Genomic DNA, 20,850 nt, shown 5'->3' with positions numbered 1-20,850 from the left:
CCGGGTGCAGCCAAAACTGCTCCCGGTGCTGTAATAACTACAACTATTTATCTTAGAGCTGAGGACCTGCAGAAACCAAAGCCTTTCCAGCCTCATTACCCTCGTATTTTGCAAAGTTCTTTGCGAAACGCTCAGCCAAATCCTTAGCTTTTGCTTCCCACTCAGAAGCGTCTGCGTACGTATCACGCGGATCCAGGATACCGGAATCTACGCCCGGAAGCTCTGTCGGAACCTCAAAGTTGAAGAACGGAATCTTCTTTGTCGGTGCATTCTGGATATCTCCGTTGAGAATTGCGTCAATGATACCACGGGTATCACGGATGGAGATACGCTTTCCTGTTCCGTTCCAGCCGGTATTTACCAGGTATGCCTTTGCGCCGCTCTTTTCCATTCTCTTAACAAGCTCCTCTGCATACTTTGTAGGATGCAGCTCCAGGAATGCCTGTCCGAAGCAAGCGGAGAAAGTCGGTGTCGGCTCTGTGATTCCACGCTCTGTACCTGCAAGTTTTGCTGTGAAGCCTGACAGGAAGTAGTACTGTGTCTGCTCCGGTGTCAGAACAGATACCGGAGGAAGTACGCCGAATGCATCTGCAGACAGGAAGATTACATTCTTCGCTGCCGGTGCAGCAGATACCGGACGAACAATTTTCTCAATATGGTCAATCGGATAAGATACACGCGTATTCTCTGTTACGCTCTTATCGTTAAAGTCAATCTTTCCTTCTGCATCCAGCGTTACGTTCTCAAGAAGAGCGTTGCGCTTGATTGCATTGTAGATATCCGGCTCAGACTCTTTATCCAGGTTAATAACCTTTGCATAGCAGCCGCCTTCAAAGTTGAACACGCCATTATCATCCCAGCCGTGCTCGTCATCACCAATCAGAAGACGCTTCGGGTCTGTAGAAAGGGTTGTCTTACCTGTTCCTGAAAGACCAAAGAAGATTGCTGTGTTCTCACCGTTCATATCTGTGTTTGCAGAGCAGTGCATGGAAGCGATGCCCTTCAACGGCAGGTAGTAGTTCATCATGGAGAACATACCCTTCTTCATCTCTCCGCCGTACCATGTATTTACGATAACCTGCTCACGGCTTGTGATGTTGAACATTGCAGCTGTCTCTGAATTCAGACCCAGCTCTTTATAGTTTTCTACTTTTGCCTTGGACGCATTGTAAACAACGAAATCCGGCTCAAAGTTCTCAAGCTCTTCAGCGGTCGGCTTAATAAACATATTTGTTACAAAATGAGCCTGCCATGCTACCTCAACGATAAAACGGATTGCCATACGTGTGTCTGCATTTGTACCGCAGAAAGCATCTACTACGAAAAGTCTCTTGTTAGAAAGCTCTTCCAGTGCGATTTTCTTTACTGCGTCCCATGCTTCCTGGCTTGCCGGATGATTGTCATTCTTGTACTCATCAGATGTCCACCATACAGTATCTTTTGAGTTCTCGTCCATAACGATGAATTTGTCTTTCGGAGAACGTCCGGTATAAATACCAGTCATTACGTTGACTGCGCCAAGCTCACTTACCTGTCCTTTTTCAAAGCCTTCCAGATCCGTCCTTGTCTCCTCTTCAAACAGCATCTCGTAAGAAGGATTGTACACGATTTCTGTAGTTCCGGTGATACCATACTTACTTAAATTGATTTCTGCCATTTTACCTTTTACCTCTCTTCTTCAATAGTTGCCTGCATTTGCAGGACTTTTGATATCTTTTGATGGACATGGGTCTGTCCAACTTCCAGATTATATTATACATAATAACCGAATAAAATCAATAAAAATCCTCTAAAATTTTTCCAAATCCTCGCAGAACCTGAAAACTCTGCTTAAATCCCCAAAAATTTCTTGACCGTATCTTTCATATCATCCACTTCTACAACCGTATCGTGAAGCACAGGGGCCGTACGGATTTCCTCAATTGCCCCGGGCACTGCCACTCCTGAAATGCGGTTCAGCTCATCTACCAGCTCAAAATCCGACATACTGTCATATTTTGCGTCAATAGCATTCATAACACTTCGTGTAAATTTGTACGGGCTCGCTGTGGAGGCAATTATTGTCTTTGCCTCGTCTCCAGTCTCAGCAGCATATTTCCTGCGCACCTTAGACGCCACCGCCGTATGGGTGTCCAGTACATACCCCGTTTTATCATACACTTCCTTAATCTCCGCCGCCGTTTCAGCTTCCGAAGCATAATTTCCATAAAAATCTGCAAGCTGCGCTTTCATTTCGTCTGTAACCGCATACTTTCCTGATACACTCAAATTCTCCATTAATTCCCTGTCCACTGCGTCGTCAGCTCCGGCAATCCTGTAAATCAAACGTTCCAGATTGCTGGAAATCAGAATATCCATAGAAGGCGACGTCGTAAGGATAAATTCACGGTTCCTGTCATATGTCCCGGTAGCAAAGAAGTCATACAATACCTTATTGTCATTTGACGCACAAATCAGTTTTCCAATCGGCACGCCCATATTTTTCGCATAATACGCCGCTAAGATATTTCCAAAATTTCCTGTAGGCACTACCACATTCAGTCTTTCATCCTTCGCCAGCTTTCCTGCCGCGTACAGCTTTGCATATGCATACACATAATAAACAACTTGCGGAACCAGACGTCCAATATTAATAGAGTTTGCCGACGAAAAACGGAAACCTGCCTCTGCCAGCTCCGCCTCCAGTGCTTTATCTCCAAAAATCTTTTTAACCCCTGTCTGCGCATCGTCAAAATTTCCTTTGATGCCCACTACAAAGGTATTGTCCCCTTTCTGCGTTACCATCTGCTTTTCCTGAATAGGGCTGACGCCGTTCTTCGGATAAAATACTACAATTTTTGTCCCCGGAACATCAGCAAAGCCTGCCAAAGCCGCTTTTCCTGTATCCCCGGAAGTTGCCGTCAGGATGACAATCTCATCTTTCACCTGATTTTTCTTCGCAGAAGTAATCAGCAGATGCGGCAGAATAGAAAGCGCCATATCTTTAAACGCAATCGTCGCACCGTGGAACAGCTCAAGATAATATGCGCCGTCTGCTTCTTTTATCGGCGCGATTTCCTCTGTGTCAAATTTCTCGTCATATGCCTTTGCAATACAGTCTTTCAGCTCATCCTCTGTAAAATCTGTCAGGAACAGCTTCATGACCTCATAAGCGGTTTCCCGGTAGCTCATCCCCGCCAGCTCGTCCATGCTTCTATCCAGCGCCGGAATCATCTCCGGCACGAACAGACCGCCATCCTCCGCTAACCCCTTTAGAATTGCCTTGGAAGCGGTGACAGATACTTTGTTATCTCTCGTACTTCTATATATTAAATCCATATGCTCCATCCCTTTCTATCGCATTGCGGTTGTTCTTATTTTCATTCTGAGATTATAGCATAACTTTTTCTGCTGTACAATCTTTTTCCGTGTGAATTCCTGCCAGTCCCAGACTCGTGGCCTTTTAAAGCTCAAACCGCTGTTTGACGCTTACGCCGGAAGCTGCCACTCTCACTCCAGCGCATCCCCCCGCTCGTCCACCAGACAATATCCTGCCGATTCCACCCGGCGCGCCAGGCACACCCTGCATTCTGCCGCTTCATCTCCAGTGCAGATTTTATTGTCATACAAGTCATACTGCTTCCGGTTCCTGAGTGGGGACAGGTTTGGCATCACCACATTCGCCCCTGCTTCCAATCCCTTTTCACGCCCCCGCGGATCTACTGTCCCCAGAGCTGTGGTGGCAGGAAGGAGGACTTTGGGAAGCATGATTCGGATGATGGAAAGCAGAAACAGAGTCAGGCTGACGCTTCCTGCTTTTTCGTTGGCAAATTTCGTCCCATGATGAGGGATGAAAGGTCCGATTCCCACCATCTGAGGCTTAAGTTCCTGCAGAAATTCCAAATCTGCCGCCAGCGTTTCTAATGTCTGTCCGGGAGATCCTACCATAAATCCTGCTCCTGTCTGATACCCCAATGCTTTCAGATTATACAGGCACTGCTTTCTTTTCGACAGATGTATGTTCTCTGGATGCAGCATCCGGTAATGTTCCTCGTCTGCTGTCTCATGACGCAGCAGGTAACGGTCAGCTCCAGCTTCCCGGAATTTCCGGTAGCTCTCATAAGATTTCTCGCCTATGGACAACGTAACGGCACAATCTGGAAACTCGCGCTTGATTCTGCGGATGATCTTTTCCATCCGTTCATCTGTAAACCACGCGTCTTCTCCTCCCTGGAGCACAAATGTGCGGAAGCCCAGCCTGTCCCCTTCCCGGCAGCATTCCAGAATTTCCTCTTCGGTTAGGCGATACCGCTCTGCTTTCTGGTTTCCGCATCTGATTCCACAGTAATAACAGTCATTTTTACAGTAATTTGTGAATTCAATCAGCCCCCGCGTAAACACTTTATTCCCATAGTATTTCCGTCTCAGGCGCACTGCCTCTGTCTTGAGTAATTCTCTTGTCCTCTCATCCTCTGCTTTTATCAAAAGAGCCGCATATTCTTCTCTTGAAAGCCTATGGCTGTTGATCAATGTTTCCGCCGGCGTCATGTTTCCTCCTTCACCCAGAAAAGGACGCGCCCGAAAGCACGTCCTTTCAACATAATCCAATTTCTATTTATAATTTACAATTTTTCCAAAATCCGGTTTCAGAGCTGCGCCGCCTACCAGACCGCCATCGATATCGTCCTGAACAAATAATTCCGGAGCTGTAGCCGCATTTACAGAGCCGCCATACTGGATGCGGATAGCTGCTGCTGTCGCATCATCATAAATCTCAGCAATGCACTCGCGGATGCCTTTACATACTTCCTGCGCCTGCTCTGTCGTAGCCGTCTTTCCTGTCCCAATAGCCCAGATTGGCTCGTACGCGATAACAGCTGTCTTTGCCTGATCTGCTGTTACTCCAAGGAAGCCAACTTTCACCTGCTGACGGATGAAATCCATAGTCACGCCCTGCTCTCTCTGCTCCAGAGTCTCGCCGCAGCACATGATTGGTGTAATTCCATGCTCAAATGCCTTCAGCATTTTCTTATTTACCGTCTCATTTGTCTCCGCAAAGTACTCTCTTCTCTCAGAGTGTCCGAGAACTACATATTTAACGCCTGCATCTGTAAGCATAGCGGGAGAAATCTCGCCTGTGTATGCACCTTTCTCCTCAAAATACATATTCTCTGCGCCTACCTGGATGTTAGAGCCTTTTACAGCCTCTACAACCGGGATGATATCGATTGCCGGAACGCAGAATACTACGTCCACTTCATCATTTGCTACCAATGGTTTTAACTCGTTTACTAAAGCAACTGCCTCGCTTGGAGTCATGTTCATCTTCCAGTTGCCTGCAATAATTTTCTTTCTTGACATTTTCATTTTCTCCTTAAATATATTAAAATGGACGGCTCGCCAATCGCTATGCGGTTTGTTCCCTTTACTAACCTCATGCTTCGCTCAGCTCGCATTCGCTAAGTGCAGGGAACTAAGTTCGCACTAAGCTCTGTCTTCGCCTCCGGCTCGCCAATCGCTAAGTGCTTACTTATCGTTTGCTGCTGCTACGCCTGGGAGTTCTTTGCCTTCAAGGAATTCAAGGGAAGCGCCGCCGCCTGTGGAAATATGGCTCATCTTATCGCCAAAGCCAAGCTGGTTTACGGCTGCTGCGGAGTCACCGCCGCCGATGATTGTGGTAGCGTCTGTCTCTGCCAAAGCCTTTGCTACTGCAATTGTACCTTTTGCAAGGATTGGGTTCTCAAATACGCCCATCGGTCCGTTCCATACAACGGTTTTTGCTGTCCTTGCAGCTTCCGCGTACAGCTCTGCCGTTTCAGGTCCGATATCCAGACATTCTTTATCAGCCGGAACTGCATTTGCCGATACGACAGCTACTTCGATTTCCGCATCAATCGGGCTTGGGAAACCGTCAGCTACAACTGCATCTACCGGAAGCAGAAGTTTTTTGCCCATCTTCTCTGCTTTTTCCATCATCTCTTTGCAGTAATCAATCTTAGACTCATCCAGAAGAGAGTTTCCTACTTCTTTTCCCTGAGCCTTTAAGAACGTATAAGCCATACCGCCGCCGATAATCAGGGTATCGCATTTCTCAAGTAAGTTGTTGATAACATTCAGCTTGTCCGCAACTTTAGCTCCGCCGAGAATTGCTACAAATGGTCTTTCCGGGCTGTTTACTGCATTGCCCAGGAAGTCGATTTCTTTCTGCATCAGATAACCTACTGCCGCAGTATCCACATATTCTGTTACACCGACATTGGAACAATGTGCCCTGTGAGCTGTTCCAAAAGCATCGTTCACAAATACTTCACACAGAGAAGCAAGCTCTTTACTGAATGCTTCGCCATTCTTAGTCTCTTCCACACGGTACCGTGTATTCTCTAACAATACAACCTCTCCGTCCTGCATAGCCTCTACAGCTGCCTTTGCATTCACTCCTACTACCTCAGGATCCGCCGCAAATTTCACTTCCTGTCCAAGCAGTTCAGAAAGACGTACTGCAACCGGCGCCAGGGAAAGTTCCGGTTTCGGCTCTCCCTTAGGCTTGCCCAGATGTGAGCAGAGGATTACCTTTCCGCCGTCCGCGATTAATTTTTTAATTGTCGGAAGAGCTGCTACCAGACGGTTCTCATCTGTGATTTTCCCTTCTTTTAAAGGAACATTAAAATCACATCTTACCAGAACTTTTTTGCCTTTTACGTTGATATCATCAACTGATTTCTTATTAAGCATTTGTTTGCCTCCTGAATAATGATAATGATAAAGGGCCCGGTCCAAGCAGACCGGACCCTTTTTGGATCTTCTTAAAGATATTTAAACTTATGCTAACTCTGAGAAGTATTTGATTGTACGAACCATCTGGCTTACGTAGGAGTTCTCATTGTCGTACCAGGAAACTACCTGTACCTGAGATGTTCCGTCTTCCAGATTTACTACCATTGTCTGAGTAGCATCGAACAGAGAACCAAATCTCATACCAACGATGTCGCTGGATACGATTTCATCTGTATTGTAACCGAAAGACTCTGTAGCTGCTGCTTTCATAGCTGCGTTGATTTCGTCAACAGTAGCCTGTCCCTTAACAACTGCGTTCAGGATTGTCGTAGAACCTGTCGGGGTCGGTACACGCTGAGCAGCGCCGATCAGCTTGCCGTTCAGTTCCGGAATAACCAGACCGATAGCTTTTGCTGCGCCTGTGCTGTTCGGAACGATGTTTACAGCGCCTGCACGGGATCTTCTCAGATCGCCTTTTCTCTGCGGTCCGTCAAGGATCATCTGATCGCCTGTGTAAGCATGGATAGTGCACATGATACCGGACTGGATCGGCATATAGTCGTTCAGAGCTTTTGCCATCGGAGCCAGGCAGTTTGTTGTACAGGAAGCTGCGGAAATAACAGTATCCTCTGCTGTCAGTGTCTCATGGTTTACATTGTAAACGATAGTCGGCAGATCGTTTCCAGCCGGAGCGGAAATAACGACTTTGCGGGCACCTGCTTTGATGTGTGCTTCCGCTTTTGCTTTAGATGTGTAGAATCCTGTACACTCTAATACAACGTCTACTCCGATTTCTCCCCAAGGAAGCTGGGAAGCGTCAGCCATAGCATAGATTTTGATCTCTTTTCCATCAACAGTGATAGAATCCTCGCCAGCCTCTACCTTGTCAGCCAGATCATATTTGCCCTGTGATGAATCATATTTTAATAAATGTGCCAACATTTTCGGAGATGTCAAGTCGTTGATTGCAACTACTTCATATCCCTCTGCGCCAAACATCTGTCTGAATGCCAGACGACCAATACGGCCAAAACCATTGATTGCTACTTTTACTGCCATGATTTATATTCCTCCTAAGAATGAAATTTTGCAACCGGCCGGTATATGCCGGTTCATGATGTGTTCCTATAGTTTGTTAAAGAAACATCAACCTATTCATTATTTTACCTAATTTGTCCAGAAAATTCAAGAGCAAATTGCAAAATCCTTCAATATGCCTGCAAAACACCATTTACATTAAAAAGGAACTCAAACCCGAGTCCCTTTCAAAGTATTCCCATATTTCCGGCAAACATCCACAAGCACACGGCATTTTTTATGTAGCATTCCCGCTATCTGCATCCCTGCGCCCGTGCCGTCTGGCATCCCATGTCCAGGCTGACTGCCAGCGCCCTGTCTACCTTACACAATATTTCCGCATCCAGATGGCACACTCTGTCTTTCAGCCGTTTCTTATCAATCGTCCGCAGCTGTTCCAGCAAAATAACGGAATCTTTGATAATATCATACCGGCCTGCATCAATCTCCACATGGGTGGGAAGTTTTGCCTTATTCATCTTTGATGTAATCGCCGCACAGATAACGGTGGGGCTGTGCCTGTTCCCAATATCATTCTGGATAATCAGCACCGGGCGCACCCCGCCCTGTTCTGAGCCGACCACCGGACGTAAGTCCGCATAAAAAATATCCCCTCGCTTAATAATCACAAAATTCACACTCCGATTCCTGTTTTTCCTTTCCGGTATCTACAGTATTCCCCTGTTTTTTATCGTTATTCATTTTCGGCGGTAAATTTGCATAGACAAAGGACCGGCATTTCAAATGCCGCTTCCCATCTGCATTTTATCAAACTGAGGTTATCGTTTCGCCTTCGCTGCGATTTACGGATTTTCCCTGAACTTTCCGTCTCGGATATAGACCCTTGGGACGCGTTTTCCAATGTTGCACACGAACTCATAGGGGAACCGTCCTGACAGTTTTCCAAGAATATCTACATCCAAAACGTTTCCTTCTGATTCTCCCATCAGAACTGCCTCGTCCAATTCCTTCGCTTCCGGGATTCCGGTTACGTCTACCATAAACTGATCCATACATACCCTGCCAAGAATCGGCGCTTTTTTCCCATGTATTAACACCCAGCCTTTATTGGAAAGGCTTCGCGGATACCCGTCCCCATATCCTACAGGTATCGTGGCAATCCGCATTTTCTGTTCTGTAACATAAGTTCCCCCATAGCTGACAGGCGTTCCCGCTTCCACATCTTTTATGTACACAATATGGCTTTTTAAGGACATTGCCGGACGGAGCGGCAGGCTTTCACGGCTCACTTCCTCTGAAGGATAAATCCCATAACCTGTAATCCCCGGCCTTACCAGATCCGCCGTAAGCCCCGGCATCTCTAAGATAGCGGCACTGTTTGAACAATGCCGCAGGGGAATTTCTACCCCTTTCTCTTTCAGCAGTTCTAAAAAATGTATGTATCTCGAAAACTGAATTTTGGCATGGGACTTATCTGCCTCGTCAGCCCTGGCAAAGTGCGTAAACAGCCCCTCTATCTCAATCCCGGGAAGCGCGGTAATCCGGGCAGCCTCCTCTGCGCCTTCTTCTGTATCTGGAAGCCCAATCCTTGCCATTCCCGTATCTACAGCCATATGTATAAAAAACTTCTTTCCCTCTGCCAGCGCCGCCTCCGACATCTGCGCCGCCATATCATACTTGAAAACTGCAGGGCGTATTTCTTCTCTCGCCAACCAGCGGTAATCCTCCCGGAACGTATAGCCTAAGATCAGTATGGGCTTTGTAATTCCATGTCTCCTTAGCTCCTGCGCTTCCTCCACAGCCGCCACCGCGAATCCCCAGATATCATCCAGCGGCTCCAGAAACCTTGCTATAGGCACGGCGCCGTGTCCATACCCATCGGTTTTTACTACGGCAATCATTTTCTGTCCGCCGCCAAGCTTCTTTTTCATTTCCTGATAATTAAACTCTATTGCATCCAGATCAATTTCCGCCCATACTCTTCCATGCTTCTTCATGCGTTCTCTCCCTCCAACAATACTGTCGGTATCTCCTTCAAAAGATCTCCTGCCAGCATCCCGCGTCTTCCCAGACGTTTGGACGCCAGTTCCCCGGCAGAGCCGTGAATCCACACTGCCAGCTTTGCCGCCGCAAAAGGCTCCATCCCCTGTGCAAGCAGTCCTGTCAGAATTCCTGTAAGTACATCCCCGGAACCTCCCGTTGCCATTCCGTCTGTCCCCGTGAGATTTACGCAGATTTCCCTGCCGTCAGAAACCACGGTTCTGGTATCTTTCAGTACGCAAACCACCCGGTACTCCTCTGCAAATCGCCGGCATGTTCCCGGCAAATCTTCCAGAATCGTGCTTTTGGGAATACCCGTCAGACGTTCCATCTCTCCTACATGGGGAGTCACCACAACAGGCGCCCGGCGCTCCCTTAACGTCTCTATCCTGCCGGAAAGCAGATTCAGCGCGTCTGCATCCAGTACCAGCGGACAGACGCATCTTTCCAAAAACAAACACAGGATTTCCCACTTTCCCTCGCCTGTTCCAAACCCCGGGCCGATTCCTGCTGCTGTAGGCCACCGGAAGCTGTTTTCTTCTTCCAAAACCTCCGAAACCTCATATGTAGACAACAGCGCTTCCGGAAGCCTTTCCTGCACAATCACCCGATTGCATTCTTCTGTAAAGATTTTCACCAGCCCTGTTCCCACACGGTACGCTGCCTCCCCTGCCAGATATGCCGCACCGCACATATTCTTCTGTCCCGCCACAAGCAGGGCTTTTCCGTAAGTACCTTTATTTGAATACCTCATCCTCCGCGGCAGGCAGCGCATATCCTCCCGTCCGAGATAGTATGCACGGGGTAATTCCCCACGGAAACTTTTCTCTGTAATTCCTATGTCCCATACAACGGTTTCCCCGCAGTATAAGGCTCCCGGGTAAAGCACCTGTCCAAGCTTCGCAAACCCGAATGTCACGGTTCTGTCTGCGCATACGGCTGCCCCCATCACTCTGCCGCTATCAGCAGAAATGCCTGAAGGGATATCTACTGCTATCACCTTTCCCGATGCCTGATTAATCTGTTCGATCAACGTCCGGTACTCTCCCTCGACTTTCCTGGAAAGCCCCACGCCAAAGATAGCATCTACTATACAAGTATATTCATGAACGTCTATATTGCTGACAAAATTCATACCATAATTTTCGCAGATTTTCTTCTGAATCCGCGCTGCTTCGCTCATGGACTCCTCTTTTCCTACAAACAGGACAGCAATCTCCACATTTCGCTCCATCAAAATCCGGGCGGCTGCAAATCCGTCGCCTCCGTTATTGCCCGAACCGCACACTGCCAGCACCTTATCCGTACAAAATTCACCGTCCATCACCGAATCTGCCACTGCCAAAGCTGCCCGCTCCATAAGCACAAGACCGGGAACCCCATATTCTTCTATCGTAATCCTGTCGCATCTCTGCATCTCCCGGGCATTTACCAGGTATTTCATCTCCCCGTCTCCTGTCTGCGGCTGATATTATAGGAAAGCTGCATCAGGCTTTCCGACAGATGTACATTCTCCACAATCACATCCTCCGGCAATCTGAGATCCAGGTGTGCGAAATTCCAGATAGCTTTCACACCATTCTCGACCAGCAGCACCGCCATCTCTTCAGCCTGGCTTTTCGGCAGCGTAAGCGCGGCAATCTGAATGTCATTTTCCCGCAGAAAACGGGGAATCTCATCTGCCACACGTATCTCTATCCCCCTCACATTTTTTCCCACAAGCTCTGGATTCACATCAAAAATCCCTATAATCTTAAATCCCCGCTTTTCAAACTTTACATAATTCGTAAGCGCCTGCCCCAGATTTCCTCCTCCCACGATAATCATATGGTAGGTTTTATCCAGTCCAAGGATTCTTCCTATCTCATTATAAAGAAACTCCACATTATAGCCATAGCCCTGCTGCCCAAAACCGCCGAAATTATTCAAATCCTGCCGAATCTGCGATGCAGTTACCCGCATCTTTTCACTCAAATCATTTGAAGAAATTCTCTCTACACCTCTCTCAAGCAAATCTCCTAAATACCGGTAATAGCGCGGCAGACGTTTCACTACTGCCCTTGATATTTCCTTCCCCTCCATCAGAATCATCCTTCCCGACTATAGTTTACCCCATCCCGTCAGCGGTCTTCCCCTGTCGGAATGGGGTATGCTTCTTTATCCAGTATACCTAAATGTTAAATTTCTGTCAATTCTTATAGCTGGGTTGTCACAAAAATATCATAAATCGCTTTAATTGCCGCTTCAAAATCATCATTTCTCACGCCGATGATAATATTCAGCTCGCTGGAACCCTGATCAATCATCTTCACATTGATATTCGCATGTGCCAGCGCGGAGAAAATACGCCCAGCCGTTCCTCTGGTCGCCCGCATACCGCGCCCTACCACTGCAATCAAGGCCAGGTTCGCTTCTAAATCTACAGAATCCGGGTTCACCGCACGGTGGATTCCCGCCAGTACCTTCTGCTCCTTTTCCTCAAATTCCGACTGATGGACAAAAATTGTCATCGTGTCGATACCGGAGGGCATATGCTCAAAAGAAATCCCATTTTCTTCAAACACCTGGAGCACCTTCCTGCCAAATCCAACCTCCGCATTCATCATATCCTTCTCAATATTCAGGGCGGCAAAACCTTTCTTCCCGGCAATTCCGGTGATTGTATAATTCGGTCTCCTGCATGTGCTTTCCACAATCAGGGTTCCTTTATCCTGCGGAGCATTCGTATTCCTGATATTAATGGGGATTCCCGCCTTGCGCACCGGGAAAATCGCATCTTCGTGAAGTACAGTCGCGCCCATATAGGAAAGCTCCCGCAGCTCCCGGTAAGTAATTGTCTCAATCACCTTCGGATTTTCAATGATTCGTGGGTCTGTCACCAGGAACCCGGAAACATCCGTCCAGTTTTCATAGATATCCGCACTGATAGCTTTTGCCACAATAGAACCGGTCACATCGGAACCGCCTCTCGAAAATGTCTTTACCTTTCCGTCCGGCATGGCGCCGTAAAATCCCGGAACCACAGCGCTCTCTACCTCTGCCAGCCTTGCGGAAAGCTTTGCATTTGTCTCATCCGCCGCAAAATTCCCATCCTCGTCAAAACAAATCACCTCTGCCGCATCCACAAACTCATATCCCAGATATGCAGCCATTACAATGCCGTTCAGATACTCTCCCCTGGAAGCCGCATAATCTGTCCCTGCTTTCCCGGCAAAAGACTCACTGATAACCTGGAACTCTTCTTCGAGGGAAAGCGAAAGCTCCAGTCCATGAATAATTTCATAATAGCGCGCCTTGATATCCTCCAGCAGTTTCCCAAACTTTTCTCCTGCCTCAGCCGCAGCATAACACTTATAGAGCATATCCGTTACCTTCGTGTCCCCGTCAAACCGTTTTCCCGGTGCAGACGGTACTACAAACCGTCTCGCTTCATCGCTGCGGATGATATCTCCTACCTTACGGAACTGCTCTGCGCTGGCAAGAGAACTGCCTCCAAATTTCACTACTTTTTTCATACTTTTTATCTCCTCCTGACGTAACAACTAGACGTTTCTCTTATCTTAGTATAAAAATCGCCGTTCGTCCAGTATTTTAGGAAGATATTCTTTCAGGCTAATCCTCCGTAAGCTTAAACTGCGCTCCGTCATATACGGGGATTCCCATCCGCTCATCTGTCAGGGCAACCGAAGAAGAGCCTTCCTGAATAAATTCCAGCGTATCCTTATCTATTCTCTTAAACCGGAAATGATAAGTCCCTTCATAATCTGTCAGAGTCAAAATATCTCCCTCCACTTCATATGTACCGGCATGAAGATACGAGGACAGCAAATCAAAACCGAAACTGCCTTCTTTTGTTATTTCATTCAGGCTCAGCCCCGGAGTCCAGAGGTCTTTAAGCTCCTCATCCACATCTGCCCCCACCTCCATTTTATATGTTTTTACCGCGTCCGATGCTTCTGGAACTCCGACTGAAAAACCATACTCCTGATTGTAAACGCTGCCGTCAGATTCTGCCTGGCTTTCGGGAACTGTATCTGCTACCCTTCCATTTGTGCCAAGCAGACAGACTGCCATGATACACACCACGCCCAGGCCAGCTCCCACCCAGCGCCCTGTATGCCTGAAATTCAGAATATTCCGTATCCGTCTTTTGATTCCATTTTCTCCAAACCCCAGGATTCCTGTGTGGAAGCTTTCGCTTTCTTTCTGTGCGAAAGAAAGCAGGAGGCTGCTGTATTCTGCTTTTCTTTTAACCCCTATCCGTTCCAGAACCCGCTCGTCGCAGCTCATTTCCATATCTTTCTGCATCGCAAAATACGCCGCCCACACAAGAGGATGAAACCAGTAAACCGCCAGCAGCAGGTATGCAAAGATCTTCACCAGATAATCCCTTCTCTGGATATGGTACTGCTCATGGCTCAAGATAACCATGCGTTCTGCTTCCCCCAAGCGGAAAGGAATATAAATCTTCGGGCTGAAAATCCCCATAACGAACGGCGATGGGATGTTTTCGCACTCCCAGACATTTTCCTGCATCCAGACTGCTTTTTCTACTCTTCTCCTCATCTGTATCCAGGACAGCAGGAAATACCCCAGGAGCGCGACAACGCCCAACGCCCACAGAAACATAAGAACCTGCCATATCCCATCTGTGGCGCTCGCCCTGCCTTGCAGCGCAGGAGCTGTCTGCAAAGCGCCCGCGCCTGCCAGCCCCTGCCCAAGCCCTGCCGGCTGCGCCCCAAAAGCTTCGCCCATCCCCGGCTGCGCGATATTCCTTCCTATACTTGTCCCCCTGAAAAAACCAAGATTAAATATGCTGAGCGCCGATGAAACAGAAAACGGAACTGCCAGACGGAATCCTGCGATTCCCCAGAGCAGGTACGAATAGCGTTTCGGTGCGCGCAAAAGGCACATCCGTATGGCAAACACCGCAAGAATCACAGGCACCGCCGTAATCCCCATCTCCAAAATAACCCGAAACAGCTTCTCCATAAAATCCCTCCTCCTACTCCTCGTGCTCTTCTATCATTTTCCGAATCTCCTCCGCTTCCTTTCTCGACAGCTTTTTCCCTCCCAGGAATGCAGCCAGAAATCTGGGAAGCGAGCCGCTGAATGTACGTTCCACAAAATAATCGCTCTCCTGTGACTGTACCTTTTCCCTTGGAATCTTTACAGACACCACGGCATTTTCATTTTTGATATACCCCTTTTCACACAGCTTCTTTATCGTCGTATAAGTCGTAGACTTTTTCCAGCCCAGCTCCTTCAGGCAAAGAGCCGCCAGCTCTCCTGAATTGATCGGTGCGTAATCCCACACTACCGTCATAAAACGGTAATCGCTGTCACATAATTTCAAATATTCCACTGGAAAACCTCCTCTCTTTCTAAAATGAGCATCAGGTCTATAGTTATAGACTTATTTTTATTCTATAACTATAGACCTGACTTGTCAACGACAAATTGCATTTCTTTTTATTTTATTGTATAATTGAGCGAGTGACTTTATAAATCCCACCTCATTTTTGAATGGAGACACAGCATGATCAGAAAATTACAAGAACCAGATATCGACCAAGTCGCAGATATTTGGCTGGATACCAATCTGAAAGCCCACGATTTCATCCCCGCGCAATATTGGAAAGACCATTTCGAACATGTAAAAAAAATGCTTTTACAGGCGGAAGTCTATGTCTATGAAGATGAGTCCACCCACAACATAGACGGCTTTCTTGGGCTGGATGCTGACTATATCGCAGGAATTTTTGTCCGAAGCAGCGCGCAGTCCAAAGGTATCGGAAAGCTGCTGCTGGACTTTGCCAAGTCCGCGAAAGGACAGCTAACACTAAGCGTATATCAGAAAAATGTAAGAGCCGTTAAATTTTATCAGAGAGAATCCTTTCAAATTCAGCACAAAAATATAGACAAAAATACTGGTGAAAAAGAATATACTATGATATGGAAGCAATAATGGCGCCTGTAAACCGCAGAGCGCCATTATTTACGCCAGTATCCTTTTCACATCCTAATTTTTGATTTTGTCAAACCTTGCTTCAGGTATTTCTCAACGCCTCCCTCTCTTTTTCCAGCTCTTTTACAAGCTCATAAGGTGTCCACAGCAGATTGTACGGCGTCGTAACTGCTTTCAGGCTCACTGGGGCGATGCCTATTTCCCGGTAACGTTTCAGGAACACATCTACTTCATCCTCCGGCATTCCACAGAAAACCAGCAGCTCCGGCATGTTGTAAAGGGCAGGCGCAGCTGCCTTTCCCCGCATCTCTTCCGGGAGCCTGGGCAATCCCACAAGTTCCACAAGCGGCGTGTTAATCTGCGCGTAAGAAATCTCGTCCAGTCCCAAATTCAGTTCCCCGCACAGTGACAGAATCTTCTCTTTTTTCTCCCTGTCCGTCATATAGACGAAAATCTTCTTATATGATTTCATACTGCATCCACTCATATTTCAATCTGCTTCCTTCCATGATTTCCGCCGGAAGCAACGCCCGCGCGACCATCTTTAACTCATCGGAATCTATATCCGTCCTTTTTAAATTTGCATAATCCCCGTCAATACTGACAACTTCGTAGTACCAGGTTTCCACTCTGTTTCCTCCTTCTTCCGGCTATTTGCCCGGCGTTTTCTATATTTCAACTGATACCCGAATCTTACCATAAAAGCAGTCTCATGGCAAGCTATGCTCTTTCCACCCGGTATTTCCCTTTTACCACCACAGGCAGCCAGCCGTTCTTTACTTCAATCCATATATCGCCGTTCCAGGAAATTTCCAGATCCTTGATTTTCACTACGTTCCCTTTTTTTAATTTTGCCTTGTTGCCTGACAGCCGTTTGCATTTTTTCTGCACGGACTTGGGAAGCTCGGTATATTTCACGTAGCCAGCCTGTTCAGACTCCGTAGACACGCCTGTTCGGAATGTAATTCCCTGGGTAAGCCGCACCTTCATTCCTATCGTCAGCTCCCCGTCATTTCCCATAGCGAAAGCCACATCTGCCCGGAACCCGTTCATAGTCAGACCAAATCTGTCCCACACATGCGTCGGGTCTACATGCCCCGAAGACAGTCCCGCTCTGCGCCCCTCATCATGGGATGAAATCAGGTAAAGTCCCGACGGGAGCTTCGCCTGCGGATTCCAGCCGTATTCCCGGCAAATGTGCGCGCACAACTCTACGGTTGTCCAGTACCCCCTCAGAATATCCTGCTTAAACTTGGTAAAATTCGTCACGTCATACAAAGCCCCGTTTGTATAAACAATGGCGTCCGACTCACAGATTTCTATCGTAATTAAATTGTTATTTCCGTAGCCGGCATCTGCCCAGCTTCGGTAACTCTCCGGCAGGAACTGCAGCACCAGTCCCGGAACCTCCGCGTCCACACAATAATGAACGCAGGTATCTACGCTGCTCTGATCCCAATACTCTGCGATTGCCTCCGCGTTGTCCTGCCCTGTCCCGATTGTGTGTATCTGAATCCCAATCTTCTGAGAAGTTACACCGCTCTGATAGCAGCGGTTCTTTGTAAGATAACGCTTTACAATATTCAAAGCCATTTGGCGTCCCTCCTATATATTTACTGTGAAAGCCCTGGCTTTTGCCAATGCTTCCATAGTACTATATACACTTCGCCAAACTGCTCTGTGCCTGTCCCTTTTCTCATTTTTTATTTATTCGTGCCATAAAATGCTATAAAAGCAGAGGGCTGCAAAAACCCTCTGCCGTCTTTTAAATATTTTAGCCTTTTGTAACAGTAATCGGCCATGACATACTTCTTTTCGCCCATTTACTGTATACAATTTTTCCGTTTACTCTTCGGTAAGCCCTTATGTTAAATGTACTTTTTGTGTTTATGATATTTCCCGAATACCGGGTGATATTTCCCCCTCTAATCGTTTTAAACAGCTTCTGCTTTTTACCGCCGGGCTTTATTTCATAAATCTGGTATCCTTCCGCGCCCGGCACTTTATGCCATGTAAAAGTCCCATCCGGCGAACGAAACATTGATTTTGACCTGCGCCTGGAAAATGCTTTTTTCAAAACAGTGATTTTACAGCATACCTTTCTGCCCCCCACTCTCGCATATACCTTTGCTTTCCCTGGTTTCAAAGCAGTTACTGCTGCTTTCTTTCCCTCTTCATTCAGAGCAAGAATATCCGATGTACTGCTCCACGAAACCTTCTTTGACGTAGAAGCTTTCAGCATATAGGTTTCATTTACTTCTAAGACAATCTCCTGTTCGTTCAACATAGAAGACGCCGCTTGTACATTCCATCCGCAAAATATCACACACAATGCCAGTACGGAAAAGATTATTTTTGAAATTCTCTCTTTCATGCATTTATCTCCCCTCTTTAACTATATTTCTTTACCAGCTGCAAAACAGCATTTGTTAAACGCCTTCCGTAATTTTGTGTAGGCGTATCTGATGTAATAATTCCCATCACATAATATTTTCCACTTTCTTTATAATATAATGGTCCTCCACTTTGCCCGCTCTCTATATCCATCGTATAATCCAGCAAATATCCGTCACCCATAAAATTAACCGTTCCTGCCTGACGATACAATTTATTACGCTCACTCACCGCCCCCGGATATCCAGCCACAATAACTTTCAATGAAGAACCTACATTTTCTCCCGTCCCAACCATATAGTTTGCGTCCGTTCTAAAATATCCTGTAGTATTCCCAACCGCTGTAGCTAATTCCATAACTGCATAATCGTATTTCTCATCATAATTCTTTTCATATTCTAAAGCATTTTGTTTATATTTTGTAGGTACATGCAGAACTGTTCCTTGAACTCCTCCATATGGAAGATTATTACCATTTCTTCCTGGATAGAACATTACCTTTGTAATGTTACATATCTCTCCTTTCCATACTGGATATAAACAATGCGCTGCAGTCATCACCAATTTAGGTCCTACTAAAAATGCACTTCCCGAATCCATCATAGCTGCCCCCGTAGAAGGTACTGTATAATATGTAACCAAACGTCCCACGTAACGATACGGAGCAACTGTAGTATCAGAAACAATGGTACGATTATCACTCCCTATTATAGCATATGTAGATATTGATTCATCGAATACAGTTATTGGATCTAATGCAAAATCACTTACATAACTCGTTTCTTCTGTCTGCGTCTGCAGATTATAATCTGAAATCTCTACAAGTTCCTGTTCATTTGGGATAATATTATTTACCGTTGGCGCTGCATATAATATCTGCGTATACATGTTGAAAAACGTCACCGCGCCCATCACCACAATAATAGCTTTCTTTAACCATTTCTTTCTCATGTAGTATACCTCCTTTTTTGTAAATGGGCCAAGTATAAATTCAGACTTTATACCCCTATATCTGTTGAGTTATATTATATATTTTACATTTTTATATGTCAATTGAAATTATCTAAAATAAAATTAATATTTTTAAACTAAATGTTCTATATACACAAAAACATGCCGCTTATCACGAAGAAGCAGCATGTTCTCGTTTTTTCTTATTCCCGTTTCCCCTTCTGAACCACCAAACTCCCAATCCATCCTGACGCAATCCCGATCAACGCTCCCACAAACACATCCGATGGGAAATGCACATACAGATAAAGCCTGGAAAAAGCAATCAGAACCGCCAGTATACTTCCCAGAATCCAAAGGCGGTTTTTGCTGAAAAACAAAGCAGACACCACTGCAAAGGCCGCTGAGGTATGCCCTGACGGAAATGAAAAGTCCAGGGGGCGCTGAATCAGGAGCTGAATCGCCGTATTGATATCATAAGGGCGTGTGCGCGCCACCAAAGGTTTTAAAAGCAAATTGCAGCAGATCACTTCCAGCAGAAGGCTGACTGCGGCAGCGATTCCTGCCTTTCGGGTTTTCGGAATCGCCAGCAAGATCAGAGTTCCGATAATCCAGATCATCCCCGCATCTCCCAGTCTTGTGATAAACGGCATAACAGCGTCAAAAAAGTCGTTCCGCATATTTGACTGAATAAAGTCCAAAATTCCAAAATCAAAGTTCATGTTGTGTCTCCTCCCTGACGGTTATCATATTACACAACATACCATAAGAAAAGAATTTATTCAAGCATACCTCCATTCCAGTTGAAACCCTCTTTCCTGCATGTTAAAATAAATCCACTGAAACGCGAAACGGCATTTTTTAACAGGGAGATATCTATTTTGAAAAAAATTCTTATTGTAGAGGACGATACCAGCATTAATCATCTGCTGAAAGAAGCGCTGACAAAAGAAGGCTATGCCTGCGACCAGGCATTTTCCGGGACAGAAGCGGGGATGCTTCTTCAAATGAATTCCTATGCGCTTGTGCTTCTGGACTTGATGCTCCCGGGTATTCCGGGTGAAGAGGTACTGGAACAAATCAGAAAAAGCGGTACTACTCCAGTCATTGTGCTGACTGCTAAAAACGAACTGCAGGAAAAAGTGGATGTACTGACCGGCGGAGCAGACGACTATATTACAAAACCTTTTGAAATCAAAGAAGTCCTTGCACGCGTACAGGTACAGCTCCGCCATCTGTCCCGGGCTCCGGAACAGGCGGTTCTTTCCCACAAAGCGCTCACCCTGGACAGAAACACGTTCCTGGCCAGCATTTCCGGAACAGAGCTGCCCCGTATTACCAAACAGGAATTTGCGATTCTGGAACTGCTTCTGAAACACCCAAAACAGGTATTCAGCAAGGAGGACATTTTTGAATATGCCTGGGAAGAGCCGTATATGGGGGAGACAAAGACGCTGGATGTCCATATCAGCAATATCCGCAAAAAGATCAAGACGCTCACCGACGAAGATTACATAGAAACCGTCTGGGGCATCGGTTACCGTTTAAAGCCCTGATTCTTTACTCTTTTTTTACTGTTTCTTTGCTTTTCTTTTGGATTGTTCCGATAAGATAAGATCAGTCAAGAAAAAGTCCAGCTAAGAAATGTCAATAGGTAAAATGAAAAATGTTAAAAAAGTTTTTTTTAAGTAGTTGATGTAAAAAAG

General features: G+C 46.4%; 21 protein-coding genes. 2 read left to right on the top strand and 19 right to left on the bottom strand.

The annotated features are described in order from the left end of the window. Positions 1-52: 52 nt before the first annotated feature. The 13 genes from pckA to NFR99_RS10840 form a co-directional block, all read right to left on the bottom strand. Positions 53-1,657, bottom strand: a complete 1,605-nt coding sequence (pckA, locus tag NFR99_RS10900; protein ID WP_251353622.1) for a phosphoenolpyruvate carboxykinase (ATP) — start codon at positions 1,655-1,657, stop codon at positions 53-55. Between the two features lie 173 nt (positions 1,658-1,830). Next, positions 1,831-3,318 (bottom strand): threonine synthase, encoded by a 1,488-nt coding sequence (gene thrC, locus NFR99_RS10895; protein ID WP_251353621.1) that lies wholly within the window; start codon positions 3,316-3,318, stop codon positions 1,831-1,833. A gap of 171 nt (positions 3,319-3,489) precedes the next feature. Then, positions 3,490-4,527, bottom strand: a complete 1,038-nt coding sequence (gene hydE, locus NFR99_RS10890; RefSeq protein WP_251353620.1) for a [FeFe] hydrogenase H-cluster radical SAM maturase HydE — start codon at positions 4,525-4,527, stop codon at positions 3,490-3,492. 63 nt (positions 4,528-4,590) lie between these two features. Continuing rightward, entirely contained in the window at positions 4,591-5,340 is a 750-nt protein-coding gene (gene tpiA / locus NFR99_RS10885; protein ID WP_120482292.1) for a triose-phosphate isomerase, read from the bottom strand. A gap of 165 nt (positions 5,341-5,505) precedes the next feature. Beyond that, positions 5,506-6,711 carry a phosphoglycerate kinase gene (locus NFR99_RS10880; protein WP_120482294.1) on the bottom strand — a complete coding sequence of 402 codons (1,206 nt, stop codon included), beginning with the start codon at positions 6,709-6,711 and terminating at the stop codon, positions 5,506-5,508. Positions 6,712-6,798: 87 nt separating this feature from the next. Beyond that, positions 6,799-7,812: a type I glyceraldehyde-3-phosphate dehydrogenase gene (gap, locus tag NFR99_RS10875; RefSeq protein ID WP_120482296.1), complete on the bottom strand. Its 1,014-nt coding sequence runs from the start codon at positions 7,810-7,812 to the stop codon at positions 6,799-6,801. A gap of 272 nt (positions 7,813-8,084) precedes the next feature. After that, positions 8,085-8,459 carry a type II toxin-antitoxin system PemK/MazF family toxin gene (locus NFR99_RS10870; protein WP_120482298.1) on the bottom strand — a complete coding sequence of 125 codons (375 nt, stop codon included), beginning with the start codon at positions 8,457-8,459 and terminating at the stop codon, positions 8,085-8,087. Between the two features lie 174 nt (positions 8,460-8,633). Next, positions 8,634-9,788, bottom strand: coding sequence for an alanine racemase (gene alr / locus NFR99_RS10865; protein WP_120482300.1), 1,155 nt, complete (start codon positions 9,786-9,788; stop codon positions 8,634-8,636). Then, positions 9,785-11,275 (bottom strand): NAD(P)H-hydrate dehydratase, encoded by a 1,491-nt coding sequence (locus NFR99_RS10860; protein ID WP_120482302.1) that lies wholly within the window; start codon positions 11,273-11,275, stop codon positions 9,785-9,787. The genes alr and NFR99_RS10860 overlap by 4 nt, the downstream gene beginning before the upstream one ends. After that, positions 11,272-11,913, bottom strand: a complete 642-nt coding sequence (locus NFR99_RS10855) for a redox-sensing transcriptional repressor Rex (protein WP_120482304.1) — start codon at positions 11,911-11,913, stop codon at positions 11,272-11,274. The genes NFR99_RS10860 and NFR99_RS10855 overlap by 4 nt, the downstream gene beginning before the upstream one ends. 113 nt (positions 11,914-12,026) lie before the next feature. Continuing rightward, positions 12,027-13,346 (bottom strand): aspartate kinase, encoded by a 1,320-nt coding sequence (locus NFR99_RS10850; RefSeq protein ID WP_251353619.1) that lies wholly within the window; start codon positions 13,344-13,346, stop codon positions 12,027-12,029. 97 nt (positions 13,347-13,443) lie between these two features. Next, positions 13,444-14,823: a M56 family metallopeptidase gene (locus NFR99_RS10845; protein ID WP_251353618.1), complete on the bottom strand. Its 1,380-nt coding sequence runs from the start codon at positions 14,821-14,823 to the stop codon at positions 13,444-13,446. A 13-nt stretch (positions 14,824-14,836) separates the two neighbouring features. Then, positions 14,837-15,196 carry a BlaI/MecI/CopY family transcriptional regulator gene (locus NFR99_RS10840; protein WP_120482311.1) on the bottom strand — a complete coding sequence of 120 codons (360 nt, stop codon included), beginning with the start codon at positions 15,194-15,196 and terminating at the stop codon, positions 14,837-14,839. 174 nt (positions 15,197-15,370) lie between these two features. On the opposite strand from NFR99_RS10840, the gene NFR99_RS10835 reads away from it, so the two are divergent. After that, positions 15,371-15,799: a GNAT family N-acetyltransferase gene (locus NFR99_RS10835; RefSeq protein ID WP_251353617.1), complete on the top strand. Its 429-nt coding sequence runs from the start codon at positions 15,371-15,373 to the stop codon at positions 15,797-15,799. An 82-nt stretch (positions 15,800-15,881) separates the two neighbouring features. Here NFR99_RS10835 and NFR99_RS10830 read toward each other — a convergent pair whose 3' ends face one another. From NFR99_RS10830 to NFR99_RS10805, 6 genes are all read right to left on the bottom strand, one after another. Next, entirely contained in the window at positions 15,882-16,271 is a 390-nt protein-coding gene (locus NFR99_RS10830) for a DUF3783 domain-containing protein (protein WP_168354707.1), read from the bottom strand. Continuing rightward, positions 16,258-16,428 (bottom strand): chorismate--pyruvate lyase, encoded by a 171-nt coding sequence (locus tag NFR99_RS10825; protein ID WP_135974386.1) that lies wholly within the window; start codon positions 16,426-16,428, stop codon positions 16,258-16,260. The genes NFR99_RS10830 and NFR99_RS10825 overlap by 14 nt, the downstream gene beginning before the upstream one ends. 91 nt (positions 16,429-16,519) lie before the next feature. Next, entirely contained in the window at positions 16,520-17,392 is an 873-nt protein-coding gene (locus NFR99_RS10820) for a peptidoglycan recognition protein family protein (protein WP_135974388.1), read from the bottom strand. 181 nt (positions 17,393-17,573) lie between these two features. After that, positions 17,574-18,173: an Ig-like domain-containing protein gene (locus NFR99_RS10815; RefSeq protein WP_251353616.1), complete on the bottom strand. Its 600-nt coding sequence runs from the start codon at positions 18,171-18,173 to the stop codon at positions 17,574-17,576. A gap of 17 nt (positions 18,174-18,190) precedes the next feature. Then, a complete protein-coding gene (locus tag NFR99_RS10810; protein WP_135974392.1) occupies positions 18,191-19,144 on the bottom strand; it encodes a trypsin-like serine peptidase in 954 nt (317 codons plus the stop codon). A 203-nt stretch (positions 19,145-19,347) separates the two neighbouring features. Further along, on the bottom strand, positions 19,348-19,866 hold the full coding sequence (locus NFR99_RS10805) for a phosphatase PAP2 family protein (RefSeq protein WP_251353615.1): 519 nt from the start codon (positions 19,864-19,866) through the stop codon (positions 19,348-19,350). A 159-nt stretch (positions 19,867-20,025) separates the two neighbouring features. Between NFR99_RS10805 and NFR99_RS10800 the strand changes: the two genes are divergently transcribed. Continuing rightward, positions 20,026-20,700: a response regulator transcription factor gene (locus NFR99_RS10800; RefSeq protein ID WP_135974394.1), complete on the top strand. Its 675-nt coding sequence runs from the start codon at positions 20,026-20,028 to the stop codon at positions 20,698-20,700. Positions 20,701-20,850: the final 150 nt, after the last annotated feature.

The sequence above is a fragment of the Hominisplanchenecus murintestinalis genome (genome assembly GCF_943193015.1).
In the GTDB taxonomy this organism is placed as follows: Bacteria; Bacillota; Clostridia; order Lachnospirales; family Lachnospiraceae; genus Hominisplanchenecus_A; species Hominisplanchenecus_A murintestinalis.
This window is presented reverse-complemented; position numbering and strand designations above follow the sequence as displayed.

Excerpts from the sequence above, each read along its gene's own strand:
- pckA (WP_251353622.1), bottom strand. The coding sequence starts at position 1,657 with ATGGCAGAAATCAATTTAAGTAAGTATGGTATCACCGGAACTACAGAA.
- thrC (WP_251353621.1), bottom strand. The coding sequence starts at position 3,318 with ATGGATTTAATATATAGAAGTACGAGAGATAACAAAGTATCTGTCACC.
- hydE (WP_251353620.1), bottom strand. The coding sequence starts at position 4,527 with ATGACGCCGGCGGAAACATTGATCAACAGCCATAGGCTTTCAAGAGAA.
- tpiA (WP_120482292.1), bottom strand. The coding sequence starts at position 5,340 with ATGTCAAGAAAGAAAATTATTGCAGGCAACTGGAAGATGAACATGACT.
- NFR99_RS10880 (WP_120482294.1), bottom strand. The coding sequence starts at position 6,711 with ATGCTTAATAAGAAATCAGTTGATGATATCAACGTAAAAGGCAAAAAA.
- gap (WP_120482296.1), bottom strand. The coding sequence starts at position 7,812 with ATGGCAGTAAAAGTAGCAATCAATGGTTTTGGCCGTATTGGTCGTCTG.
- alr (WP_120482300.1), bottom strand. The coding sequence starts at position 9,788 with ATGAAGAAGCATGGAAGAGTATGGGCGGAAATTGATCTGGATGCAATA.
- NFR99_RS10860 (WP_120482302.1), bottom strand. The coding sequence starts at position 11,275 with ATGAAATACCTGGTAAATGCCCGGGAGATGCAGAGATGCGACAGGATT.
- NFR99_RS10855 (WP_120482304.1), bottom strand. The coding sequence starts at position 11,913 with ATGGAGGGGAAGGAAATATCAAGGGCAGTAGTGAAACGTCTGCCGCGC.
- NFR99_RS10850 (WP_251353619.1), bottom strand. The coding sequence starts at position 13,346 with ATGAAAAAAGTAGTGAAATTTGGAGGCAGTTCTCTTGCCAGCGCAGAG.
- NFR99_RS10845 (WP_251353618.1), bottom strand. The coding sequence starts at position 14,823 with ATGGAGAAGCTGTTTCGGGTTATTTTGGAGATGGGGATTACGGCGGTG.
- NFR99_RS10835 (WP_251353617.1), top strand. The coding sequence starts at position 15,371 with ATGATCAGAAAATTACAAGAACCAGATATCGACCAAGTCGCAGATATT.
- NFR99_RS10830 (WP_168354707.1), bottom strand. The coding sequence starts at position 16,271 with ATGAAATCATATAAGAAGATTTTCGTCTATATGACGGACAGGGAGAAA.
- NFR99_RS10820 (WP_135974388.1), bottom strand. The coding sequence starts at position 17,392 with ATGGCTTTGAATATTGTAAAGCGTTATCTTACAAAGAACCGCTGCTAT.
- NFR99_RS10815 (WP_251353616.1), bottom strand. The coding sequence starts at position 18,173 with ATGAAAGAGAGAATTTCAAAAATAATCTTTTCCGTACTGGCATTGTGT.
- NFR99_RS10810 (WP_135974392.1), bottom strand. The coding sequence starts at position 19,144 with ATGAGAAAGAAATGGTTAAAGAAAGCTATTATTGTGGTGATGGGCGCG.
- NFR99_RS10805 (WP_251353615.1), bottom strand. The coding sequence starts at position 19,866 with ATGAACTTTGATTTTGGAATTTTGGACTTTATTCAGTCAAATATGCGG.